This window comes from Pseudomonas sp. BP6 (assembly GCF_017875935.1).
GTDB lineage: Bacteria > Pseudomonadota > Gammaproteobacteria > Pseudomonadales > Pseudomonadaceae > Aquipseudomonas > Aquipseudomonas putida_Y.
Genome location: NZ_JAGINI010000001.1, coordinates 74,693 through 97,494 on the forward strand (window position 1 = coordinate 74,693; position 22,802 = coordinate 97,494).

Sequence of the window (22,802 nt, forward strand, 5' to 3'; positions counted from 1 at the left end):
CTTGGGGCGCGAAAGGTCAGCGCCTAGAGAGCGAGCGCTGTTGCCAGATCTGCCAGTGAGTCGAATGTCCGGTCCACCTCCGGCAGCGCCGGACGTTTCAGGACAAGCACCGGCACGCCAAGCTCCCGCGCCACTTCCAGCTTCGGCTCGGTCGCCACACTGCCGCTGTTCTTGCTGATCAGCACATCGATGTGGCGGCGTTGGAACAACGCCCGCTCATCCTCGATATGGAACGGCCCACGTGCGCCAATCACTTCACAGCGCTCGTTGCCAGGGCATGCCTCCAGCGCACGCAGGGTCCAGAACTGCTCCGGCGGAATCTCGTCCAGGTGCTGCAGCGGCTCACGGCCCAGCGTGAACAGCGGCCTGCGGAACGGCTTCAGTGCTTCGATCAACCCTGCCCAATCGTCGACTTCTCGCCAGTCGTCCCCTGCTTGCGCCTGCCAGGCCGGACGACGCAAGGCCCAGCACGGGATGTCGGCGTTGCGTGCGGCGCTGGCGGCATTGCGGCTGATTTGCGCGGCATAGGGATGGGTGGCGTCGATCAGCAGGGTGATACCCGCTTCGCGCAGGTAGCGGGTCAGGCCCTCGACACCGCCATAGCCCCCGACCCGCACCTGGCATTGCAGGCCCTGCGGCACGCGGCCTATGCCAGCCAGGCTGTAGACATGTCGAGGCCCGAGCCGGCGGGCGATAGCCAGGGCTTCAGTGACCCCGCCCAGCAACAGGATGCGCGCAGTCATTGCACACCCGCCTGGCCGACGATGCCGCCTTGGCGGTCGATGGCGAACACTTCCACTTCCACCTGCGCCGGCACGACGCTACGGGCGAAGGCCAGGGCGTGGGCACACACCGCGTCACCCAGGGCAATGCCGGCCGCATGAGCCAGAGCGAGCGCTTGCTGGCTGGTGTTGGCGCCGCTGATGGCAGCCTGCAACGCCTCGTCAGCGCCAATGTCTGCGGCCCAACCGGCCAGTTGCGGCAAGTCGATGCTGGAGTGACGACTGTGCAGGTCCATGTGCCCGGCGGCCAGTTTGCTGATCTTGCCGAAGCCGCCGCACAGGGTCAGGCGCGGCACCGGTACCTTGCGCAGGTGCTTGAGCACCGCGCCGACGAAATCGCCCATTTCGATCAGGGCGATTTCCGGCAGACCGTAGACGCGGCGCATGGTGTCTTCGCTGGCATTGCCGGTGCACGCGGCGATGTGCGTGTAGCCGTTGGTGTGGGCCACGTCGATGCCTTGGTGGATCGAAGCAATGTAGGCTGCGCAGGAGAACGGCCGGACGATTCCGCTGGTGCCGAGGATCGACAGCCCGCCAAGGATGCCCAGGCGCGGGTTCATGGTTTTCAGGGCCAGTTGCTCGCCATCTTGCACATTGACCGTGACCTCGAAGCCGCCAAGGTAGCCGCACGCGTCGGCCAGGCGTTGCAGGTGTTCACTGATCATGCGCCGAGGCACCGGGTTGATGGCCGGTTCACCCACCGCCAGCACCAGCCCTGGCCGGGTCACCGTGCCCACGCCGCTGCCGGCGACAAAACCAATGCCAGGTTCCGCCAGCAGGCGCACCTGGGTATAGAGCAGGGCGCCGTGGGTCACGTCCGGGTCGTCACCCGCATCCTTGAGCGTGCCGGCTTCGGCGCACTCGCCGATCAGGCGGCAGAACTCCAGGCGCATCTGCACGACCTTGCCTTTGGGCAGGGTGATGTCCACCGCATCGTCACGCTGCCCGGTGAGCAGCAGCTTGGCCGCTGCCAGGCTGGTAGCGGTGGCGCAGCTGCCGGTGGTAAGGCCGCTGCGCAGAGGCGCGGGTTGTTCGCGGGTTTCTTCACGCATCGGCGGGTTTCAATACTTCCAGGAGGGTGATCGGTAGTGCCTGGCGCCAGGTGTCGAACGCACCCAAGGGCTGGGCATGCGCGACATGGATGCGGGTCAGCTCACCACCGTGCTGTTCGCGAAAGTGCGCCAGGGCCAGTTCGCTTTGCAGGGTGACGGCATTGGCCACCAGGCGGCCGCCGGGGCGCAGGCTTGCCCAGCACAGGTCCAGTACACCTTCGCGGGTAACGCCACCTCCGATGAAGATCGCATCCGGTTGCTCCAGGCCTTGCAGCGCCGCTGGCGCCTTGCCGCGAACCAGTTGCAGGCCAGGTACACCCAGTGCATCGCGGTTATGCTCGATCAAACCCTGGCGACCTTCGTCGGCCTCGATGGCCAGGGCCCGGCATGCCGGATGGGCGCGCATCCATTCGATGCCGATCGAGCCACAGCCCGCGCCCACATCCCACAACAGTTCGCCAGGCTGCGGTGCCAGGCGCGCCAGAGTGATGGCGCGGACATCACGCTTGGTCAACTGGCCATCGTGCCGGAATGCGGCGTCTGGCAACCCGGCCAGCCGGTGCAGGCGGGGCGCATCGGGCGTAGCCAGGCATTCGATGGCTACCAGGTTGAGCGCCGCGATACCGGTGTGCGGCCAGTCCTGGGCGGTGCCGGCCAGTGCACGTTCGTTCACGCCCCCCAGGTGCTCGAACACCTGCAGGCGGCTTGGGCCGAAGCCTTGCTCGCGCAACTGCGCGGCAATTGCCGCCGGGCTATCGCCATCGTTGCTCAGCACCAGCAGGCGCATGCCGCTGTGCAAGTGGGCATTGAGCGCTGCCAGGGGGCGGGCCACCAGCGACACCACCTGCAGGTCCTGCAGTGGCCAGCCCAGGCGGGCAGCAGCCAGGGCGCAGGAAGAGGGCATCGACAGCACGCGCATTTCTGCAGCGGGCACCTGGCGTGCCAGGCTGGCGCCGACGCCGTAGAACATGGGGTCGCCGCTGGCCAGCACGCACACCGGCTCGCCACGCAGGCTCAACACCGGGGCCAGCGAGAACGGGCTGGGCCAGGCCAGTTGTTCAGCGGTCACGCAACGTGGCAGCAAGGCCAACTGGCGCGGGCTGCCGAAGACCCGCCCAGCGCCAAGCAGTGCGCGCCGGGCCTGTTTGCCCAGGCCGCTGAAGCCGTCTTCGCCGATGCCTACTACCGTCAGCCAGGGTGTCATGTATTTCAATCCGCCATTTTTGGGGCCGCTTCGCGCCGCTTCGCGGGCAAGCCCGTTCCTACAGATACAGTGCAGCATGTGCGGCCTGCAGTGATCCTGTGGGAGCGGGCGAGCCCGCGAAGAAGGCGACGCGGTCCTGAATTTCTACTTGATCGCCGAGGGTGCTCGACCACCGGCTTTTCATGCCGCCGGACAAAGCAGGCATAATACCGCGCCTTCTACACTCAAGCGCACTTTCACAGATTGCCGGACACCCCATTGACCCAGGCCGAAGCCCCCACTGTCATCCCTCGCCCCTCGGCCTGCCCGGGGTTGTGGCGCATCGTCAGTGCCCGTGATGGCGGCATCTGCCGTATCAAGCTACCAGGCGGCCTGTTGCTGGCCGATCAGGCCGAAGTCGTGGCGACGGCGGCCGAGCGCTTTGCTGGCGGTGTGATCGAGGCTACCAACCGTGGCAACCTGCAGATTCGCGGCATCGGTAACGAGCACCGTGCCCTGGTCGACACCTTGCTCGCTGCTGGCCTGGGCCCACGCGAGGCGGCCGGTGACGATGTGCGCAACCTGATGCTCAGCCCGCTGGTCGGGCATGATCCGCTCATGCTGCTGGACGCCAGGCCGCTGGCCGGGCAGATCCTCCACCTGCTGGAAGGTACTCCGCGCTTTCACCAGCTGTCGGCCAAGTTTGCTGTGCAGCTGGATGCAGGCGAGCGCCTGGCGATGCTCGAGCACCCTCATGACCTGTGGCTGTCGCCCCTGCACCTGGACCAGCAGACCTGGCTGGTGTTTGGCCTGGCAGGTTGCCCGGCAGAGGGCCAGGCGCTCGGTGCGGTGCCGCTGGCGCAGGGCCTGATGCTGGTGCGCGCCGTGCTGGATCGCTTCCTCGATCTGGCATCCCCGACGCAGACGCGCATGCGCCAGCTGCTTGAGGTGTACCCGACAGCCGATTTTGTCGCTGGGCTCGGTCTGGACATCCGCCGCGATGCCGCCGTGCTCACATGGCGGCGTAAACAGCACCGCGCCTCGTGGTTGGGCAGGCTGCCCCAGGCGCAGGGTATTGCCCTTGGCGTTGCCCCGCCGCAAGGCCGCCTGACCCCCGCGATGCTGCGTGGCGCCGCACGTATTGCCCGTGAACTGGGCGATGCCAGTATGCGCCTTAGCCCTTGGCAAAGCCTGGTGCTGACCAACCTGCAAGAACAACACCTCGATCAGGCCTTGGCCGAACTGTCTGCGCTGGGGTTGCTGTGCCACGACCATGAACCCCTGGCGCGTATCAGCGCCTGCACCGGTGCCAGCGGCTGCGCCAAGGCCCTTGCCGAGACCAAGGCCGACGCGGTTGTCCTGGCCGCGCTGCTGGGCCCTGGCGTGCCGGCCAGCGTGCACCTGTCCGGCTGCCCCCGTTCCTGTGCTGTGGCCCATGTTGCCCCGGCCACTTTGCTGGCCCGTTCGCCGGGCCGTTACGACCTGTACCTGCGTGATGCGCGCCAGCCGGGTTTCGGTGCCCTGCGCGCCACCGACCTTACCTTGAATGAAGCAGGCGCCATGCTCGACCTGCCGACGGAGCACCTTGATGATTGACTACATCCGCGATGGTCAGGAGATCTATCGCAATTCCTTCCGGATCATCCGTGAGGAAGCCCGACTCGAGCGGATCCCCGCAGACCTTGAAAAGCTCGCCGTGCGCGTGATCCACGCCTGTGGCATGGTCGATGCACTCGATGGCCTGCAGTTCTCCGAAGGTGCCGGCCGGGCCGGGCGCGAGGCGCTGCTCAACGGCGCGCCGATCCTGTGCGATGCGCACATGGTGGCCGAAGGCATCACCCGGGCCCGCCTGCCAGCCGACAACAAAGTCATCTGCACCCTGCGTGACCCGAGCGTGCCGGGCCTGGCCAAAGATGCCGGCAACACCCGCTCCGCCGTAGCCCTGGAACTGTGGCGCCCGCACCTGGAAGGCAGTGTGGTGGTCATCGGCAATGCCCCTACCGCGCTGTTCTACCTGTTGGAAATGCTCGATGCCGGCGCGCCCAAACCGGCGCTCATCCTCGGTTTCCCGGTCGGTTTCGTCGGCGCTGCCGAGTCCAAGGCCATGCTCGCCGCCGACAGCCGTGGCGTGCCGTTCGTGATCATGCAAGGCCGCCTGGGCGGCAGCGCGATGGCCGCGGCGGCGGTCAACGCCCTGGCTACGGAGGTGGAATGATGGCCCCGCGTGGACGGCTGCTTGGCCTGGGTGTGGGCCCTGGCGATCCTGAACTGATTACCCTCAAGGCCCTGCGCCTGTTGCGCGAGGCGCCGGTGGTCGGCTACTTCGTGGCCAAGGGCAAGCGTGGCAATGCCTTCGGCATTATCGAGGCGCACCTGCAGCCCGAGCAGACCTTGCTGCCGCTGGTCTACCCGGTCACCACCGAAGTGCTGCCGGCGCCGCTGTCCTATGAGCAAGTGATCAGCGACTTCTACGACGAAGCCAGCGTACAGGTGGCCGAGCACCTGGATGCCGGCCGCGACGTGGCGGTGATTTGCGAAGGCGACCCGTTCTTCTATGGCTCCTACATGTACCTGCATGACCGCCTGGCGCAGCGCTACGAGGCCGAAGTGGTTCCCGGTGTCTGCTCGATGCTCGGTGGTGCTTCGGTGCTGGGGGCGCCGCTGGTGTACCGCAACCAGAGCCTGTCGGTGTTGTCTGGCGTGTTGCCCGCCGAAGAGCTCAAGCGCCGTCTGGCCGACGCCGATGCAGCGGTGATCATGAAACTTGGACGCAACTTCCCCAAGGTGCGCGAAGTGCTGGCCGAACTGGGCCTGGATCGGCGTGCGCTGTATGTGGAGCGGGCGACCATGGCCAACCAGAAGATCGTGCCGCTGGACCAGGTCGACCCGCAGTCGTCGCCCTACTTCTCGCTGATCATCGTGCCGGGGGAAAAATGGCAGGGCTGAACATGCACAAGGCACCGGCCATCGTCATTCTTGGCCCGGGCAGCCTTGCGACGGCGCAGCGTATCCAGGCCTGTTATCCACAGGCCACGATCCATGGCCTCGAAGGGCGTGTCGAGGGTGCGGACCAGTCGTACGCGTCGTTTGGCGATACCCTGCGTGGGTTGTACCAGCAAGACACGCCGATCATCGCGTTGTGTGCCGCGGGCATTGTCATCCGCAGCCTGGCCAGCCTGCTCAGCGAGAAGGGCAGCGAGCCGCCAGTACTGGCCGTGGCCGAGGATGGTAGCGCGGTAGTGCCGTTGCTCGGAGGCCTCGGTGGGGTGAACGTGATGGCGCGCGAAATCGCTGACGCACTGGGCGTTTCCGCGGCCATTACCACCAGTGGCGAGCTGCGCTTCGGTACTTGCCTGCTGAACCCGCCGCAGGGCTATGCATTGGCCGACATCGAGCAAGGCAAACGCTTTGTATCCGACCTGCTGGCGGGTGAGACTGTGCGTATCGAAGGTAACGCTCCGTGGCTGCAGTTGGCGCAGTTGCCTGCAAGCGAAGCGGCGCAGCGCACCATCCATGTGGGGCATCAGGCGCGCCCGGCCAACCGCGACGAGCTGCTGATCTACCCGCGCCTGGTGGTGGTGGGCGTTGCCGGTGGCAATCTGCACAGCATTCGCGCAGCACTGCAGCAGGCCGGTATCGCCGAGCCCTCGGTAGCCTGCGTGCTGGCAGACGAGCGAACCATGGCCGACAGCGCGTTGCACGAAGCTGCGCAGGCTCTGGGCGTCCCTTTGCGCTTCGCCACCCGCCTAGGCGATGTGGCCAGCATGGTCGCTGCGGCGGTGCCCGATGCCGAGTTGATAGCGATTGAAGAAGTCGTAGTCGCGGTGGCGCCTGCCCCGGTCGACGTAGCGCAGGTCGGCCGCCGTCGCGGTCGCCTGGCGGTCATCGGCCTTGGCCCAGGTGCGGCGGAACTGATGGTGCCGGCGGTCAAGGCAGAACTTGCGCAGGCCGAAGATGTGCTCGGTTACGAAACCTACGTACGCATGGCTGGCCCGTTTCGCGGCGACCAGGTGCTGCACTGCACCGACAACCGCGAAGAGATGCAGCGCGCTCGACATGCTTTCGAACTGGCAGCCCAAGGCCGTTCGGTGGTGGTGGTATCTTCGGGTGACCCGGGCGTTTTCGCCATGGCTGCTGCGGTGCTCGAAGCGCTGCACGAATCCAGTGACCCCGCCTGGCATAGCGTCGACCTGCAGATCCTGCCGGGGGTTTCAGCCTCGCTGGCAACCGCCGCCCAGGCAGGGGCACCGCTGGGGCATGACTTCTGTGTCATGTCGCTGTCGGACAACCTCAAGCCCTGGTCCATCATTGAAAAACGCCTGGACTTGGCTGCCCAGGCCGACCTGGTGCTGGCCTTCTACAACCCGATCTCCAAAGCCAGGCCACACCAGCTCGGTGTGGCCCTGGAGGTTGTGCGCCGACATCGTGACGGGAACACGCCTGTAGTCCTAGGCCGTGACATCGGTAGGCCGGGGCAGACGCTGAAGGTAGTCACCTTGGCCGAACTGCTGCCAGAAATGGTCGACATGCGCACCATGGTGCTGGTTGGATCGTCCACTACCTGCACTTTCGACCGCGCAGCTGGCGGGGTTTGGGTCTATACCCCGCGCTGGTATGGCGCAAAGCCGTAAGCGGCGGCAGCGCGGGCAGATGAGGAATTGCTTCGTGGCAGATTGAGGTAAAGGTCACAGGTAGGTTTGCGGCTGGAGCTATTTGGCTCCAACCGTACCCTTCCTGGAGACCTTTCCCATGACGACCGATAAAGAGAAGCTGCAGCTTCAGGTTCTGCCGGACAAGAATCTGTTCGTGTTCCCCGACCAAATGAGTGAGCAAAACCGCGATGCTGCAAAAGCTTGTCATGCCCTGGCAACGCAAGGTGCCAACAGGCAGCATGATCCTGTCCGTGAGACGCAGCTCTGGTTCAAGCACTACATCTACCTGATGTCCAAGATGGGCTGGGCGTCAACCAATGTCGACGTACAGCAGCTCACTGAACGCAATATGCACCTTGAGATCAGCAACCTGCTGGGCAAGGGCTTGCAGGCGGCATATGGCGTTTTCACTGGCGATGTGGCAACCGCCCTGGACAATCTCGGCAAAACAGTTGTTTCAGCCTTGGCCGCCAGCACCAAAAACGTCGAGTTGCTCGACCGCAAGTCGGTGGAAGATGACCGAACCGAGCTGAGCCTGGTCAAGTGCGAGCAAACCGGCGAAGGGCAGGTGGCGATGCTTGTCAGTGCAATCCAGACCGACGCCAAGCCTGACAAGGCTGCCAACTATCTTCTGGCCAAGTGGGAAAGCAGCGGCACCTCCAATTTTGCCTGTGGTGCAGTGTTGAATTTCGATAGCCGCCGATACGACAAAATTCGCGCCATTGTAGAAACCAAACTTGACGACAATGCCCTGCAGGTTCTGCTGGCACTGGAACTCTGACTATGAAGTTGGCCTGTCGACACGGCGTCGACGGGCCTGGAGGGCATACTGATGCACGCCAATTACACTTTGTGGTTGAACGGCAATAGCCTGGTATTGATCGACAACTCCGTCAGTGCTTCACGAGCAGAAGCGTTGTTGGATGTTCAGCTGGCAGCCTACCTGACTGCTAACAAGGGTCACGCCATTCAGGACGCTGTGTGGCACAAGGAATATCTGCGAATTCAGGGTAACTTCGGCTGCACTGTCGCGACCTTGCATTCCGGCGCCGCGCCTGCTGTATCCGCAGTGGCCTGTGAACCGTGGAAGATGCTGCGGATCAATCTCTTGGCAGCTCTGCCAAGCGCCCTTCAGGGGCCGGTAGCCAAATGCCTCGACGCTTACGCCGCCCAGCCAGACGGCGCTATTGAACAGTTGTTATGGGTGGAGTGTGTTCGGCCCCCGGACGATAAAGGCGTGAGCCATGTACGTATGGAGTTGCGCCTGATACTGGCTGATTCCGGCGTTATCAGTACCGCGTTGGGCTTTAGCACAGCAGAGCATGTGGCGATGGATTGGCTGTGGCAGCCGCTGGAACTTGCAAGCGCCCATCCCGCTCAGCAGTTCGACGCCAATTATTTCACCCATGGAAAAGTGATCAGTTCGATAAGTGCAGGCTTGCATGATTCCATCAAGGTCAAGCAATTGCAGTATCGCAGCCAGGTCAAACTTGCGACAACATCAGGAGTCGACAATGAGTGAGTTCAATCAAGATGCCGCCAGTGGCAAACTCGTCCACAGCAGCCTGCTGTCATTCTTGCCAGGTGTTAGCCGCGAAGCCCGTGACGACATCCTGTTGGCCAATGCGTTTGCCCAGCAAGTAGCCTGGGGGGACTTTAACGAAGGCCTGGAGCCGGACTGGTTCAGGAACTACTGGCGTAACCTTGCGTTTCTGGGCTTTGATGGCAAGCTCGCGCCCACGGCGACTCGACCGGGGCCGGACAGGGCCAGCCTTGCCGAGCAGGCGCTTGCCCAGGTTCGTCAGAAAGGCTCCGCCGGTCATCATCAATCTGCCCAGTCGTCGCTTCAGGCACTGCGCAATGACAGCCAGGCATTGACCGCGTTTGAATCCAGGGCAGTCTCCAAAGCGGTCGGACGCTTTCAGTTGCTGCCTTGCTCACAGCAGTCGAGCGGCTTCATCGACATGGTGTTGGTTCACATGGAAATGTCGATGAAAAAGACTTCCAAGGGCTTCTTGTTCATGCAGTTGAACAGTGAAGTCAAAATCCTGGACATGCGTGTCGAAGTGATCCACTTCAACTTGCAGGGGTTTCGCGAAGACTACCGCAAGCGGGCCCAGGCCAGCGTCGACAAGCAAAATGGCAAGGCTATCCTTGAGCTGCAGTTGTAGGCCTCCGGCCTACCGGTCCGGACAGCTTTGGTTCTGTACCCTAGGGCAGCAGGTAGCCGCGAATCCCGGTAAAGATGATCTGTGCTGCCAGGGCGCAGACGAAGAGCCCCATCAGGCGGCTGACAATTTGCAAACCCTGGTCACCGAGCAGGCGCTCGATACCGTGCGATAGATACAGCACCAGGCCTACGGTAAAGCTGGCCAGGGCAATGCTGACGATGGCCAGCAGTTTTTCATCCCAGTGCGGCTGGCTTACCCCCATCACCAACAGCGCACCGATGGTGCCTGGGCCAACCGTCAGCGGAATGGTCAGCGGTACGATGGTCACATCCTGCTGTACGTTGTCGGCCTGTACCGCCGGCTTGCCCTGGGCCATGCCCAGGGCCGAAATGAACAGCACGCTGCCGGCACCGATGCGGAAGGCATCGGCGGTGATGCCGAAAATACCGAAGATCGCCCGCCCGAACAGGTACAGCATCACGCTGGCGACCAAGGCTGCGAACGCGACCTTCCAGGCCAGTTGCTTGCGCTCCTTGCTGGAGTGGCCACGGGTCAGGCTGATGAAACACGACAGCACGAAGAACGGGCTGTAGAGCACGAGCATTTTCAGGTAGACGCTGAACAACTCATGGAGCATGAGCACTGTTCCTTGGGGGTTATGCCGGGGCGGCCTTGTTTCGCGAGGCCGCTCCTGCAAGAGCATTGGGTATCGGTCAGGACGTATGTGCCGGGTCCACCTTGACTTCCCGGTGATTGGCCCAGTATTGAATCAGCTCGCGTAACTGCGACAACTCCACCGGCTTGGCCATGTGTCCGTCCATGCCCGCCAGCCGCGCGCGTTCCTTGTGTTCGGCCAGTATGTGCGCAGTCAGTGCCACCACCGGCGTGCGCTGGCGCTGGTTTTCAGCCTCCCAGGCCCGTAACTGCTGGGTGGCCGAAAAACCGTCCAATATCGGCATCTCGCAGTCCATCAACACCAAGTCATAATGCTGCGTTTTCATTGCCTGCAAGGCCTCTTCGCCATTGCAGGCGGTATCGGGCTTGAGGTTGAGCTTGCCGAGCATACTGCGGATTACCTTGGTCGAGATGCTGTTGTCTTCGGCGACCAGCACGCGGAAGTCGCCTGGCAGGTCCAGCGCCTGCGGGACGCCAGGCAGGCTGGCAGGCATCGCTTGTTCGCGGCCGCGCTGGGCCAGTTCCTCGGCCAGGGTGGTCTTCAACGTATACCCGGCCACCGGCTTAGCCAGTATTCGCTTGACCCCGGCGTTGCGCGCGATGACTTTGCTCGGCGCATTGCTGATGCCGGTGAGCATCACCACCAGGATGTCGTGGTTCAGGCTCGGGTCTTCCTTGATCTTGGCGGCCAGTTGCATGCCGGTCATGCCGGGCATGTTCTGGTCCAGCAGCACCGCATCAAAGTAGTCGCGCAGGTGCGCCTTGGTGCGCAAAAGGGCCAGGGCCTCCTTGCCCGACGGTACCGCGCTGACATTCATGCCCCAGGCGCTGCACTGCTGTACAAGCACCTTGCGGCACGTGTCGTTGTCGTCCACCACCAGCACGCGGGCATCGCGCAGCGGGCTGTCGAGGTCCGCCGGTGGCTGTTCCAGGCGCGAAGGGTCCAGCGGTAAGGTCAGCCACAGGGTATTGCCCATGCCGGTGCTGCTCTTGATGCCGAACTCGCCCTGCATCAGACCGATCAACTGTTTGGCGATGACCAACCCCAGATGGCCGCCCAGCTTGTTGCTGGAAAGGAAGTGGTGGCTGTGCAACTCGGCCTGCAGCAAGGCTTCACGGTCGGCAGCGGGCAACGGCTCGCCGCTGTCCTGCACGGCGATACGCAGGCGTGGCACCTCGCCGCGTTGATCCAGCGCCACCACCAGCAGGATCTCGCCTTGGTCGGTGTTTTTCAGGGCGTTTTCCAGCAGGCTCGACAAGGCCTGGCGCAGGCGCGTCGGGTCTCCGCTGATGACCCGCGGTACTTGTGGCTGGGTGAAGCTGATCAACTCGATGTTCTGTTGCTCGGCCTTGGCGCGGAAGATGTTCAGGCAATCCTCGATCAGCGCGTTAAGGTCGAACTGCACATCATCCAGCTCGATCTGCCGGGATTCCAGCTTGGAAATGTCCAGAATTTCGTTGATCAGCGTCAGCAGCTCGTTGCCGGCGCTGTGGATGGTCTGCACATAATCACGCTGCTTCACCGACAGCGGTGTGCCCAGCAGCAATTCAGTCATGCCTAGCACGCCGTTCATTGGGGTGCGGATTTCGTGGCTGATCTTGGCCAGGAACTCGGCTTTGGCGTTGATTTCCGCATCGCTGGCGGCCAGCGCACGGCTGGCGCTGAAACGCTCCTCGCTTATACGCCGCAGCCGTTCACTGACTGCCAGGTTGAGCAGCAGGCCACTGACCACGGTCAGGCCCAGCAGGATACACAGCAGCCAGGGTGTCGAGGTGCGTGTCAGCCCCAGCAGGGCGGGCAGCAGTACCAGGCCTCCGAGGTTGAACACCACCATGGCCAGGCTGAACAGGCGTCCGGGTGCATAGCCCTTGTACCAGTGGTAGCTGCTGACCAGCAGCATGCTCACGCTGCCCAGCGCCATCAGGGCGTAGGTCATCAGGTTCAGAGGCAGGGTATCGACGAACAGCAGCACCAGGCCACTGAGCCCGACGATCAGCATCTCACCCTGCAGCAAGCGGTTAAGCCGTGGCGAATTGCATGGCGAAAAGAAATGTTGAGTGAAATACAACCCGGACAAGCCGGCCAGAACCAGCGTCAGGTAGGCGGCAGGTGTTTGTGCACTGTGCCACACATGCCACCAGGGGCCGCTGAGGTTCAGCAGGATCAGGCCGCTGAGCAGCATCAGGGCGTGGTACAGCGCCAGGATCAGGGTGGTGCTGGAGCGGGTGTAGAGGAAGCGGATCAGGTTGTGCATGATCAGCATGATCAGGCCGCCGAACAGCATGCCGAACAGCAGCGGCTGGCGTTGGTCCGAGGCGGCCTCTGCCGCAGGCTCAAGGCTGATGGCCGGCCGCAGCTGGTGCTCTGAGACCAGGCGCAGGTAGATGTCCAGCGGTTGCCTGCTGTTGGGCAGGGGCAATACATGGTCGCTGCCGCGCAGGGTCGGGCTGGCATTGCCGGCCTGGCGCCCGTGGTGCAGCTGACGCAGAAGTTGCTCGCCTTCAAGGGCGTAGAGGTCCAGGCCAGAAAGGTCCGGGGCAAATACCCGCAGCAGTTGCTCCTGGTCACCTGGAGCCAGACGATAGTGCAACCACAAGGCCTGCCCAGCCGGGGCAGCATCAAGGTCGGCGAGAGGCAGTGGGCTGAACTGGTTGCGATAGCGCTCGGAGCGCACATCGCTCAGTTGCAGGTTGGCCTGTTCGTCGAGCAGAACGGTCCAGCCACCGTCATGTTCGGCCGCAGCCGGAAACATGCAGAGCAGGGTCAGCAAGCTGACGATCAGAACTGAGGCAATCCGAAGCCGACGCACTACGAAATCCCTTCTTGGCCGATGTGCCGGGTACTCACTATGCGCGGCGCGCCAAGTCGAAGGCAAGGCCCATGCCGGGCCCTGTCGACGAGCCGGATGCCGCAAGCTGAATCAGCTACGGCAAACCGGTAATACTTACTGCTGGTGCTCACCGCGCTCGCGGGCGATGGCCCGATAGCCGATGTCGGAACGGTAGAAGCTGCCGTTCCAGCTGACTTCCTTGGCCAGGCGATAAGCCTGCTGCTGCGCGTCGGCAACGGTGCTGCCCATGGCGGTGGCACACAGTACGCGCCCGCCGTTGGTGGTTACCTTGCCATCCTTGAGCGCAGTACCGGCATGGAACACCTTGCCTTCGATCTTGGCGGCAGCGTCCAGGCCGTTGATCACGTCGCCCTTGGCGTAATCGCCCGGGTAACCGCCAGCTGCCAGGACCACGCCCAGGCTCGGGCGCGGGTCCCACTGTGCTTCGACCTTGTCCAGGGCCTTGGCGAATGCAGCTTCCACCAGCAGTACCAGGCTCGACTCCAGGCGCAGCATGACCGGCTGGGTTTCCGGGTCGCCGAAGCGGCAGTTGAACTCGATGACCTTGGGGTTGCCCGCCTTGTCGATCATCAGGCCGGCGTAGAGGAAGCCGGTGTAGACGTTACCTTCCTCGGCCATGCCGCGCACGGTTGGCCAGATCACCTGGTCCATCACGCGCTGGTGCACGTCGGCGGTGACGACCGGGGCAGGGGAGTAGGCGCCCATGCCGCCCGTGTTCGGGCCGGTGTCCTGGTCGCCGACGCGCTTGTGGTCCTGGCTGGTGGCCATGGGCAGCACATTATGGCCGTCGACCATGACGATGAAGCTGGCTTCCTCGCCGTCGAGGAACTCTTCGATCACGACGCGCGAACCGGCTTCACCGAAGGCGTTGCCAGCCAGCATGTCACGCACGGCTGCTTCGGCTTCTTCCAGCGTCATGGCGACGATCACGCCTTTGCCTGCCGCCAGGCCGTCCGCCTTGATCACGATTGGCGCGCCTTTTTCCTGCAGGTAGGCCAGCGCTGGCTCGATCTCGGTGAAATTCTGGTAGTCGGCGGTCGGGATCTTGTGACGCGCGAGGAAGTCCTTGGTGAAGGCCTTGGAGCCTTCCAGCTGGGCCGCGCCCTTGGTTGGGCCGAAGCAGTCCAGGCCGCGGCTGCGGAACAGGTCGACCACGCCGATAACCAGCGGTGCTTCCGGGCCGACGATGGTCAGGTCGACGTTTTTCTCGGCGAAGTCTGCCAATTGTTCCAGGGCGCACACGTCGATGGCGACGTTCTCGCACTTGGCTTCAATGGCGGTACCGGCGTTGCCCGGTGCAACGAAGACTTTCTCGACGCGTGGGTCCTGGGCGGCTTTCCAGGCCAGGGCGTGCTCACGGCCGCCGCTGCCGATGATCAAAACTTTCATGTCAAAACCTCGATTCAAGTGATCCCGTGGCTTGCGCCGAACACTGTGGGAGCGGGCTTGCCCGCGAATGCGGCGGTGAATCCACCATCGTATTCGCGGGCAAGCCCGCTCCCACAGGATCTCGACTCGCCTCGGGATCCGCGTAATTAGTGGCGGAAGTGGCGCATGCCAGTGAAGACCATCGCGATGCCGGCCTCGTCGGCAGCAGCGATGACTTCAGCATCACGCATCGAGCCACCCGGCTGGATCACGGCGCTGATACCCACTTTAGCTGCATTGTCGATGCCGTCACGGAATGGGAAGAATGCATCCGACGCCATGACTGCGCCCTGCACCTGCAGGCCAGCATGCTCGGCCTTGATTGCAGCGATGCGGGCGGAGTTGACGCGGCTCATCTGGCCGGCGCCGACGCCGATGGTCTGGCGCTGCTTGGCGTAGACAATGGCGTTGGACTTGACGAACTTGGCCACTTTCCAGGCGAATACCAGGTCGTGGATCTCTTGCTCGCTCGGGGCACGCTTGGTGACGATCTTCAGGTCATCGGCGGTGATCATGCCGATATCGCGGCTTTGCACCAGCAGGCCACCGTTGACGCGCTTGAAGTCCCAACCGGCAGCGCGCTCGGCTGGCCACTCGCCGCACTCCAGCAGACGTACGTTCTGCTTGGCAGCCACCACGTCGCGAGCGGCCTGGGAGATTTTCGGAGCGATGATCACTTCGACGAACTGGCGGTCGACAATGGCCTTGGCGGTTTCGCCGTCCAGTTCACGGTTGAATGCGATGATGCCGCCGAACGCCGACTCGGTGTCGGTCGCGTAGGCCAGGTCGTAGGCCTTGCGAATGCCGCCCTCGTCTTCCGGTACTACCGCCACGCCGCACGGGTTGGCGTGCTTGACGATGACGCAGGCCGGCTTGACGAAGCTCTTCACGCATTCCAGCGCGGCGTCAGTGTCGGCCACGTTGTTGAATGACAGTTCCTTGCCTTGCAGCTGGACAGCAGTGGAAATGCTGGCTTCGCCTTTCTTGGCTTCTACATAGAACGCCGCGCTCTGGTGCGGGTTCTCGCCATAGCGCATTTCCTGTGCCTTGACGAACTGGCTGTTGAAGGTGCGCGGGAATTCGCTGCGCGCCTCGGTGCTCAGGGTGTCCTTGGCCTGGTCGATGGTGCCCATGTAGTTGGCGATCATGCCGTCGTAGGCGGCAGTGTGCTCGAACGCCTTGAGCATCAGGTCGAAGCGCTGGGCATAGGTCAGGCCACCGGCCTTGAGGCCTTCGACGATGCCGGCGTAGTCGCTGGCGTTGACCACGATGGCCACGTCCTTGTGGTTCTTGGCTGCCGAACGGACCATGGTCGGGCCGCCGATGTCGATGTTCTCGATAGCGGTCGGCAGGTCGCAGCCAGGCTTGGAAATGGTGGCTTCGAACGGGTACAGGTTGACCGCAACCAGGTCGATCGGCTTGATGCCGTGCTCGTTCATGATGGCGTCGTCGGTACCGCGACGGCCGAGGATACCGCCGTGGATCTTCGGGTGCAGGGTCTTGACCCGGCCATCCATCATTTCGGCGAAGCCGGTGTAGTCAGCCACTTCCACCGCGTTTACGCCGTTGTCCTTGAGCAGCTTGTAGGTGCCGCCGGTGGACAGGATCTCGACACCGAGCTGCTGCAGCTCACGGGCGAATTCGAGGATACCGGTCTTGTCGGAGACGCTGATCAGGGCGCGGCGGACTGGCAGGCGGGTAGTCTGGTCGGTCATTTCGGATTCCAATAACGCGGTGGAGTCAGCAAAAAAGGCGCCTCTGTTCAGGGAGTCGCCTTTTCTGGATGGGATTCTGGCTTACAACAAGTCGTACTGCTTGAGCTTCTTGCGCAGGGTACCTCGGTTCAGCCCGAGCATCTCGCTGGCCTTGGTCTGGTTGCCCTTCACGTAGTTCATCACGCTTTCGAGCAGGGGCGCCTCGACTTCGGAGAGCACCAGGTTGTACACGTCCGTCACGGTCGCGCCTTCCAGGTGGGCGAAGTAGTTGTGCAGCGCCTTCTCGACGCTGTCGCGAAGGGTCTGGCCCTCTTCGCTCGGCGTGTTGAGGTGCTGTTTCAGGTTGGCGTTGTCGCTCACGGGCGTTGTTCCACTCACAAATGTCTCGGTCATCATCGTCATGCGGCCACCCCTTGTCCGTCCTCTGTCTCAAGGCTCTGTCGACGTTCGCTGAAAAACGCGCGAACGTTGGCGCACTGCGCTTGTGTGTCTTCCAAAGCGTTGAACCGGGCGCGAAACTCCTTGCCGCCGGGTCGTGTTGCCAGGTACCAGCCAACGTGCTTGCGGGCGATACGTACGCCCATCACATCGCCATAGAAGGCATGCAGCGCGGCCAGATGCTCCAGCAGGATGCGTTCCACTTCTTCCAGTTGCGGCGCTGGCAGGTGTTCGCCAGTGCGCAGGTAATGCTCGATCTCGCGAAAGATCCATGGCCGCCCCTGGGCAGCCCGGCCGATCAACAGGCCATCGACCCCGGTGGTTTCCAGCACCGCCCGGGCCTTTTCTGGCGAGGTGATATCGCCGTTGGCAAAAACCGGGATTGACACCGCCTGCTTGATGGCAGCGATGGTGTCGTATTCGGCTTCGCCGGTATACAGGTCGGCACGTGTGCGGCCATGCACCGCCAGCGCCTGGATGCCGGCCTGTTCGGCGATCTTCGCCACGTTCAGGCCGTTCTTGTTCGCCCGGTCCCAGCCGGTGCGGATTTTCAGGGTCACCGGTACATCCACGGCGCTGACAACGGCGTGGAGGATCTCGCTGACCAAGGCTTCATCTCTCAATAAAGCAGAGCCTGCGGCTTTGTTGCAGACTTTTTTTGCCGGGCAGCCCATGTTGATATCGATGATCTGGGCACCCGCGTCGACGTTGGCCTTTGCCGCCGCTGCCATCATCTGCGCATCACCGCCGGCGATCTGCACCGAGCGTGGCTCGGGATCACCTTCATGGATGCGGCGCAGGCTCGACTTGCGGCTGTTCCACAGGCTCATGTCGCTGCTTACCATTTCCGACACCACCATACCGGCGCCCAGGCGCTGGCAAAGTGTACGGAAAGGCTGATCCGTCACCCCGGCCATGGGCGCGAGGATCAGGTTGTTACGTAGTGTGTATTGGCCGATGCGTACCGCCGACATAGGTGATCCCTGTTGTGGGGCCGAATCTTGGAGTTCGAAAAAGGGTTGGCATGATACCCGCTCTCGATGACTGGATAAAGATGGATTTGGATAAAATCTGAACAGTTGCCGGCTTATGCCTTTGCGCTTCAAGCAGCAAGCGACACGCCAAAAGCGGCCACGTTTTGGGCCTCTTGTCTTGTGGCTTGCTGCTGGCCGCTTGTCGCTTATTCCGGCGAACGGAAGCTCAGGCTGTAATTCACGGCCTTCGGCCCCGGGTCGAGGATGTCCAAGGCAATGTGGATCGGCGTCTGGCTGGGCATTTCGCCACGCCCTGCCAGTTCGCCCGACAGGTACTCGCTGGGCTTGAAGCGACGGCTGGCGATCAGTTGGCCATTGAGGTCGGCGAAGCGCAGTTCCAGCAACGGGAACGGCTGGGCGAACGGCGCGCGGTTGTAGATGATCGCGTCGACAATCAGGGCGCCCGTGAAGTCAGGGTGGCTACGCACCACCAGATTGCTGCTCTTTATCCGTGCAATATCGACGCGGGTAGGTACCTGGCAACCGACCATCGGGCAGATCTGCTGGAAAATCGGCCGATACTGATCCTGGCGGGCCATCTCGTCGAAGTGGAACCACACGTACTGGAACGCCAGCAGGCCGGCAGCCAGCAGGGTCAGAAAGCCCCACAGCAGGCGCTTGCCCCAGTGGGGTGCGGGTTTTTCCCAGCCCAGCTGCAGCGGGTCGTCGACCACATCGACCAGCGGCTCCTTGCGCGAGGGGCGCTCAGGTTTGCCGGCAAGGCCTGGTTCCAGGCGCTCTCCGGGCAACGGCTCGACTGGCTCGTCATCATGCGCCGAGAGGCGCAGCGCCAAGGGCTCGTCGTCACGGGCACTCAGGCCCTTTTCCGGGGTTTCGTCATCGCTGATGCGCAGCGGTTCGCTGAGCACGGGCTGGTCATCGCGTTCGGCTGCACGGTGCGCGGGCGGCTCGCCATCGATGTCCAGGTCAAGGTTGCTGCCCAGGGTCGGCTCGGTGCGCTCGCCGGGTGCAGGCTCCAGGTCCAATTCCAAGGGCTCAGGCTCCAGTCGTACTGGGCCAGGCTCTGCCGGTTCCTGCGGCGCGTAGGGCTCATCGGTAGCCGTGCCGAAAAGGTCTTCTGCGTGCTCGTCCGGGTGAAGTTCGTCGCGCCGTGCCTGCAGTTGATCACCCTGGCTGGCCGGGCGGGTCGGGGCCGGTTGGCCGCGACGCTCCAGGCGCTCCAGTTCCTTGTCGAGGTCAAGCTCGTCCAGCGCTTGGGCGGTAAGCGCCCAGTCCTGGTCAGGGGAGCTGCCGCGTACACTGATGGCAGGCTCTGGCGCCGGTTCGGCAGGCGCTGCAGGTGCCGACGCCGGTACCACGGGGGCGCTGGTGGGCGCGGCGCGGTTCTGCTCCAGCAACTGCTTGGCGGCATTGAATACCTGCAGGCAATGCCCGCAGCGCACCACACCGCGGGCCACGCTCAACTGGTGGTGGGTGACGCGAAAGCTGGTCTGGCAATGCGGGCACTGGGTGACGAAACTGTCGGTCATGCGGCGATCCGGGAGCTGTGCAGAAATGTATTCTAGGCCCGCTTAGCGACGCCGACCACTGATGCGTACCCAGCCGTCGCGCACGACGATCGGGTCCAGTTCAAAGTCGGCGGCGTAAGCGGCGGCCACTTCTTCACCTTGCTCGGCGAGGATACCCGACAGCGCCAGCAGGCCACCTGGGCGAACCAGGCCGGACAATTGTGGCGCCAGCGACACCAGTGGGCCGGCGAGGATGTTGGCAACCAGCACGTCGGCCTGCATCGCCGGCATGTGCTCGGGCAAGTACAGCGCCAGTTTCTCGTCGGCAATACCGTTGCGTTGGGCGTTGTCGCGCGAAGCCTCGATGGCCTGCACGTCGATGTCGGTACCTACCGCTTCGCGGGCGCCCAGCAGCAATGCAGCGATAGCCAGGATGCCCGAACCGCAGCCAAAGTCCAGCACCTGGGTGCCTTCAAGCTGCTGGCCGTCGAGCCATTCCAGGCACAGGGCCGTGGTGGGGTGGGTGCCGGTGCCAAAGGCCAGGCCCGGGTCGAGCAGCAGGTTCACGGCGTCCTTTTCCGGAGCATCGTGCCAGCTGGGCACGATCCATAGGCGGCGACCGAAGCGCATCGGCTGGAAGTTGTCCATCCAGCTGCGTTCCCAGTCCTGGTCCTCGATCACCTCGGCCTGGTGTTCGGGCAGCTCGGCGCCGGTCAGCAGGCGCAGGTGGGCGAACACCTGTTCAGGGTCGGCATCGGCCTCGAACAGCGCCAGCAGGTGGGTGTGCGACCACAGCGGGGTGGTGTTGAGGTCTGGTTCGAAGATCGGTTGATCTTCGGCATCCATGAACGTGACCGAGACGGCGCCTACTTCAAGCAGCGCATCTTCATAGGTTTCGGCTTGTTCCGGGCTGATGGCCAGGCGTACTTGCAGCCAGGGCATGGCGGGCACCTTTGATAAATCGACAGGGGCAGCCCTAGGCTGCGCGAAGGCTGGCAGTTTACGCGAGTGCGGGGGATTTGTGGATCGGGGGCTGCATAGCAGCCCCTGGGGCATGTATCAGACAAAACAAAGCGACAGCGACTCGGCTATATAAGCAGGCTTCTCTTCACCTTCGATCTCCAGTGTGGCAATCGCCTTGAGTAGCCACTGCCCCGGCTTTTTCTCCACCACCTCGCCCAGCTTTACCTTCAGCCGAACGCGGCTGTCGACCTTGACCGGCTGAATGAAGCGCACGCTGTCCAGCCCGTAGTTCACCACCATCTTCAGCCCTTGCGGCAGGACGAGGATGTCCTCGATTAGCTTGGGGATCAGCGACAAGGTCAGGAAACCATGAGCGATCGTGCCGCCAAACGGGGTTTTTGCCGCCTTCTCAGGGTCGACATGGATGAACTGGAAGTCGCCGGTCGCCTCGGCGAACAGATTGATGCGCTGCTGGTCAATCTTCACCCACTCAGAGTGGCCCAGCTCCTTGCCAACGTACTGCGAAAGCTCTGTAACCGGTACATGGGGCATCGCGGACTCTCCGGGTTGTCAGTTGGTACGAAAGTACAAGATCAGCACGGCGAACCGTTTCAGTCAAGTTGCCCGCTTTTCGGCGAATATCGGTCTCTAGCTGCGCGTGCTTATAATGGCGGCCATGCACGAGGGAGATGCTTATGCTGTTGCGTGGTTTGACCTGGCTGGTGCTGTTCCAGTTGCTGGGGACGGCGATCAATCACCTGTTTGTACCGTTTTTGCCCGGCCCGATCATCGGCCTGTTGTTGTTGCTGTGCTTCCTCATGGCCCGCGGTGAGGTTGGCAAGCCGCTGAACGAGGCCGCCAGCAGCTTGCTGCGCTATCTGCCGCTGTTACTGGTGCCGCCGGCAGTTGGGGTGATGGTATATGCCAAGGACATTGCCGCCGACTTCTGGGCGATTGTCGGGGCCTTGCTGATCTCCTGCCTGGTGACCCTGGTGTTCGTCGGTGTGCTGATGCAGAAGCTCATCCAGCGCCAGGGCAAGCGTGAGGAACAGCCATGATGTTCGACTGGCAGGGCGCGCTCGATGCGGTCATACATCACCCATTGTTCGGTATCGGCATTACGCTGGGGGCCTATCAGGTAGTGCTGGCAGCCTACGAGAGAACCCGCTGGATCTTCTTGCAACCTGTACTGGTATCGATGCTGCTGGTGATCGGCGTGTTGCTGCTGAGCGGTATCGATTACAGCGAGTACCGCAAAAGCACCGAAATCATGAACATCCTGCTGGGGCCCGCCACTGTGGCCCTGGCTGTGCCGCTCTATCTCAACCTGCGGCGTATCCGCCAGCTGTTCTGGCCTACATTTACTACGCTGGTGGTCGGAGGCCTGTTCGCCACGCTCTGCTGCTTGGTGCTGGGCTGGTGGTTCGGTGCCGAGCACATGATCCTGATGACCATGGCGCCGAAGTCCGTCACCTCGCCGATCGCCATGCTGGTGGCCGAGCAGATTGGCGGGGTGGCGGCCCTGGCAGCAGTGTTCGTGTTGATTACCGGGGTGATCGGGGCGATCTTCGGCCCGGCGTTGCTGAGCCGCTTCGGCGTGCACAGCCCTGAGGCGCGCGGCATGTCGCTGGGCGTGACCGCACACGCAGTGGGCACTTCGGTGGCCCTGCAGGAAAGTGACGAATGCGGCGCCTTTGCCGCGCTGGCGATGAGCCTGATGGGGGTGGCTACAGCGGTGTTCCTGCCGCTGGCGGTCAGCCTGGTGGCTTGAGGAGTTGTGATGACGCTACCGCTGTTTCCGCTCAATACCGTGCTGTTTCCTGGCTGCTTTCTCGATTTGCAGATTTTCGAGGCGCGCTACCTGGACATGATCGGGCGCTGCATGAAGCAGGGCGAAGGGTTTGGTGTGGTGTGCATCCTTGAGGGCGAACAAGTCGGCAAGGCGCCGCCGGTGGTCGCCTCGATCGGCTGTGAAGCGGTGATCCGCGACTTCGTGCAGCAGGATAATGGCTTGCTGGGTATTCGCGTCGAGGGCGTGCGGCGCTTCAATCTGGAAAGCTCCGAGGTGCAGAAGGACCAGTTGCTGGTGGGTCAGGTGCAATGGCTGCCGGAGCAGGCCGACAGCCCCTTGCTGGAAGCCGATGACGACCTATTGGCGCTGCTGGTGGCTCTGGGTGAGCACCCCATGGTCGAAGCGCTGGGCATGCCGCGCCCGGTGGACGGGCGTCAGGCGCTGGCCAATCAGCTGGCGTACCTGTTGCCGTTCATGGAAGAGGACAAGCTGGACCTGCTGACTCTCGATTCGCCGCAGCAGCGGCTGGGGGAAATCCAGAAACTGCTGGAACGGATTCAGGGTGAGCTGTTCGCTTGATGGTTCTGTATTGCCTG

At 63.2% G+C, this 22,802-nt stretch carries 22 protein-coding genes; 10 read left to right on the top strand and 12 right to left on the bottom strand.

Translation table 11 applies throughout. The features are described from left to right. Positions 1-23: 23 nt before the first annotated feature. The 3 genes from J3A98_RS00355 to cbiE are packed head-to-tail and all read right to left on the bottom strand — an operon-like array spanning position 24 to position 3,038. On the bottom strand, positions 24-743 hold the full coding sequence (locus tag J3A98_RS00355) for a cobalt-precorrin-6A reductase (protein ID WP_209963187.1): 720 nt from the start codon (positions 741-743) through the stop codon (positions 24-26). After that, entirely contained in the window at positions 740-1,834 is a 1,095-nt protein-coding gene (locus J3A98_RS00360; protein WP_209963191.1) for a cobalt-precorrin-5B (C(1))-methyltransferase, read from the bottom strand. The genes J3A98_RS00355 and J3A98_RS00360 overlap by 4 nt, the downstream gene beginning before the upstream one ends. Then, entirely contained in the window at positions 1,827-3,038 is a 1,212-nt protein-coding gene (gene cbiE, locus J3A98_RS00365) for a precorrin-6y C5,15-methyltransferase (decarboxylating) subunit CbiE (RefSeq protein WP_176683189.1), read from the bottom strand. The genes J3A98_RS00360 and cbiE overlap by 8 nt, the downstream gene beginning before the upstream one ends. A gap of 243 nt (positions 3,039-3,281) precedes the next feature. Between cbiE and cobG the strand changes: the two genes are divergently transcribed. From cobG to J3A98_RS00400, 7 genes are all read left to right on the top strand, one after another. After that, positions 3,282-4,613: a precorrin-3B synthase gene (gene cobG, locus J3A98_RS00370; protein ID WP_209963193.1), complete on the top strand. Its 1,332-nt coding sequence runs from the start codon at positions 3,282-3,284 to the stop codon at positions 4,611-4,613. Beyond that, complete coding sequence (locus tag J3A98_RS00375; RefSeq protein ID WP_209963197.1) at positions 4,606-5,232, top strand: precorrin-8X methylmutase; 627 nt, start codon at positions 4,606-4,608, stop codon at positions 5,230-5,232. The genes cobG and J3A98_RS00375 overlap by 8 nt, the downstream gene beginning before the upstream one ends. Next, positions 5,232-5,963: a precorrin-2 C(20)-methyltransferase gene (locus J3A98_RS00380; RefSeq protein WP_209969711.1), complete on the top strand. Its 732-nt coding sequence runs from the start codon at positions 5,232-5,234 to the stop codon at positions 5,961-5,963. Before J3A98_RS00375 ends, J3A98_RS00380 begins: the two co-directional genes overlap by 1 nt. Beyond that, entirely contained in the window at positions 5,951-7,648 is a 1,698-nt protein-coding gene (cobJ, locus tag J3A98_RS00385; protein WP_209963200.1) for a precorrin-3B C(17)-methyltransferase, read from the top strand. Before J3A98_RS00380 ends, cobJ begins: the two co-directional genes overlap by 13 nt. Positions 7,649-7,766: 118 nt before the next feature. Then, positions 7,767-8,450, top strand: a complete 684-nt coding sequence (locus J3A98_RS00390) for a hypothetical protein (RefSeq protein WP_209963203.1) — start codon at positions 7,767-7,769, stop codon at positions 8,448-8,450. A gap of 51 nt (positions 8,451-8,501) precedes the next feature. Then, entirely contained in the window at positions 8,502-9,191 is a 690-nt protein-coding gene (locus J3A98_RS00395; RefSeq protein ID WP_209963206.1) for a hypothetical protein, read from the top strand. Next, positions 9,184-9,840, top strand: coding sequence for a hypothetical protein (locus J3A98_RS00400; RefSeq protein ID WP_176683194.1), 657 nt, complete (start codon positions 9,184-9,186; stop codon positions 9,838-9,840). Before J3A98_RS00395 ends, J3A98_RS00400 begins: the two co-directional genes overlap by 8 nt. Before the next feature lie 40 nt (positions 9,841-9,880). Here J3A98_RS00400 and J3A98_RS00405 read toward each other — a convergent pair whose 3' ends face one another. The 9 genes from J3A98_RS00405 to J3A98_RS00445 form a co-directional block, all read right to left on the bottom strand. Then, on the bottom strand, positions 9,881-10,477 hold the full coding sequence (locus J3A98_RS00405) for a MarC family protein (RefSeq protein ID WP_014592545.1): 597 nt from the start codon (positions 10,475-10,477) through the stop codon (positions 9,881-9,883). Positions 10,478-10,553: 76 nt separating this feature from the next. Next, complete coding sequence (locus J3A98_RS00410; RefSeq protein ID WP_209963208.1) at positions 10,554-13,325, bottom strand: hybrid sensor histidine kinase/response regulator; 2,772 nt, start codon at positions 13,323-13,325, stop codon at positions 10,554-10,556. 135 nt (positions 13,326-13,460) lie between these two features. Then, complete coding sequence (purD, locus tag J3A98_RS00415; protein WP_209963213.1) at positions 13,461-14,756, bottom strand: phosphoribosylamine--glycine ligase; 1,296 nt, start codon at positions 14,754-14,756, stop codon at positions 13,461-13,463. A 146-nt stretch (positions 14,757-14,902) separates the two neighbouring features. Continuing rightward, positions 14,903-16,510 carry a bifunctional phosphoribosylaminoimidazolecarboxamide formyltransferase/IMP cyclohydrolase gene (gene purH, locus J3A98_RS00420; protein WP_209963215.1) on the bottom strand — a complete coding sequence of 536 codons (1,608 nt, stop codon included), beginning with the start codon at positions 16,508-16,510 and terminating at the stop codon, positions 14,903-14,905. A gap of 81 nt (positions 16,511-16,591) precedes the next feature. Next, complete coding sequence (gene fis, locus J3A98_RS00425; protein ID WP_012274390.1) at positions 16,592-16,912, bottom strand: DNA-binding transcriptional regulator Fis; 321 nt, start codon at positions 16,910-16,912, stop codon at positions 16,592-16,594. After that, on the bottom strand, positions 16,909-17,922 hold the full coding sequence (gene dusB / locus J3A98_RS00430; RefSeq protein ID WP_176683196.1) for a tRNA dihydrouridine synthase DusB: 1,014 nt from the start codon (positions 17,920-17,922) through the stop codon (positions 16,909-16,911). The genes fis and dusB overlap by 4 nt, the downstream gene beginning before the upstream one ends. A gap of 206 nt (positions 17,923-18,128) precedes the next feature. Beyond that, positions 18,129-19,472, bottom strand: a complete 1,344-nt coding sequence (locus tag J3A98_RS00435) for a DUF3426 domain-containing protein (protein ID WP_209963218.1) — start codon at positions 19,470-19,472, stop codon at positions 18,129-18,131. Positions 19,473-19,514: 42 nt separating this feature from the next. Beyond that, a complete protein-coding gene (prmA, locus tag J3A98_RS00440) occupies positions 19,515-20,393 on the bottom strand; it encodes a 50S ribosomal protein L11 methyltransferase (protein ID WP_209963221.1) in 879 nt (292 codons plus the stop codon). Between the two features lie 117 nt (positions 20,394-20,510). Beyond that, positions 20,511-20,966 carry a MaoC family dehydratase gene (locus J3A98_RS00445; RefSeq protein ID WP_019752601.1) on the bottom strand — a complete coding sequence of 152 codons (456 nt, stop codon included), beginning with the start codon at positions 20,964-20,966 and terminating at the stop codon, positions 20,511-20,513. Between the two features lie 143 nt (positions 20,967-21,109). Between J3A98_RS00445 and J3A98_RS00450 the strand changes: the two genes are divergently transcribed. Genes J3A98_RS00450 through J3A98_RS00460 form a run of 3 tightly spaced genes read left to right on the top strand, consistent with a single transcriptional unit; the run spans position 21,110 to position 22,785 of the window. Further along, on the top strand, positions 21,110-21,472 hold the full coding sequence (locus J3A98_RS00450; RefSeq protein WP_209963223.1) for a CidA/LrgA family protein: 363 nt from the start codon (positions 21,110-21,112) through the stop codon (positions 21,470-21,472). Then, complete coding sequence (locus tag J3A98_RS00455) at positions 21,469-22,185, top strand: LrgB family protein (protein ID WP_209963225.1); 717 nt, start codon at positions 21,469-21,471, stop codon at positions 22,183-22,185. Before J3A98_RS00450 ends, J3A98_RS00455 begins: the two co-directional genes overlap by 4 nt. A gap of 9 nt (positions 22,186-22,194) precedes the next feature. Then, positions 22,195-22,785: an LON peptidase substrate-binding domain-containing protein gene (locus J3A98_RS00460; protein WP_003249708.1), complete on the top strand. Its 591-nt coding sequence runs from the start codon at positions 22,195-22,197 to the stop codon at positions 22,783-22,785. Positions 22,786-22,802: the final 17 nt, after the last annotated feature.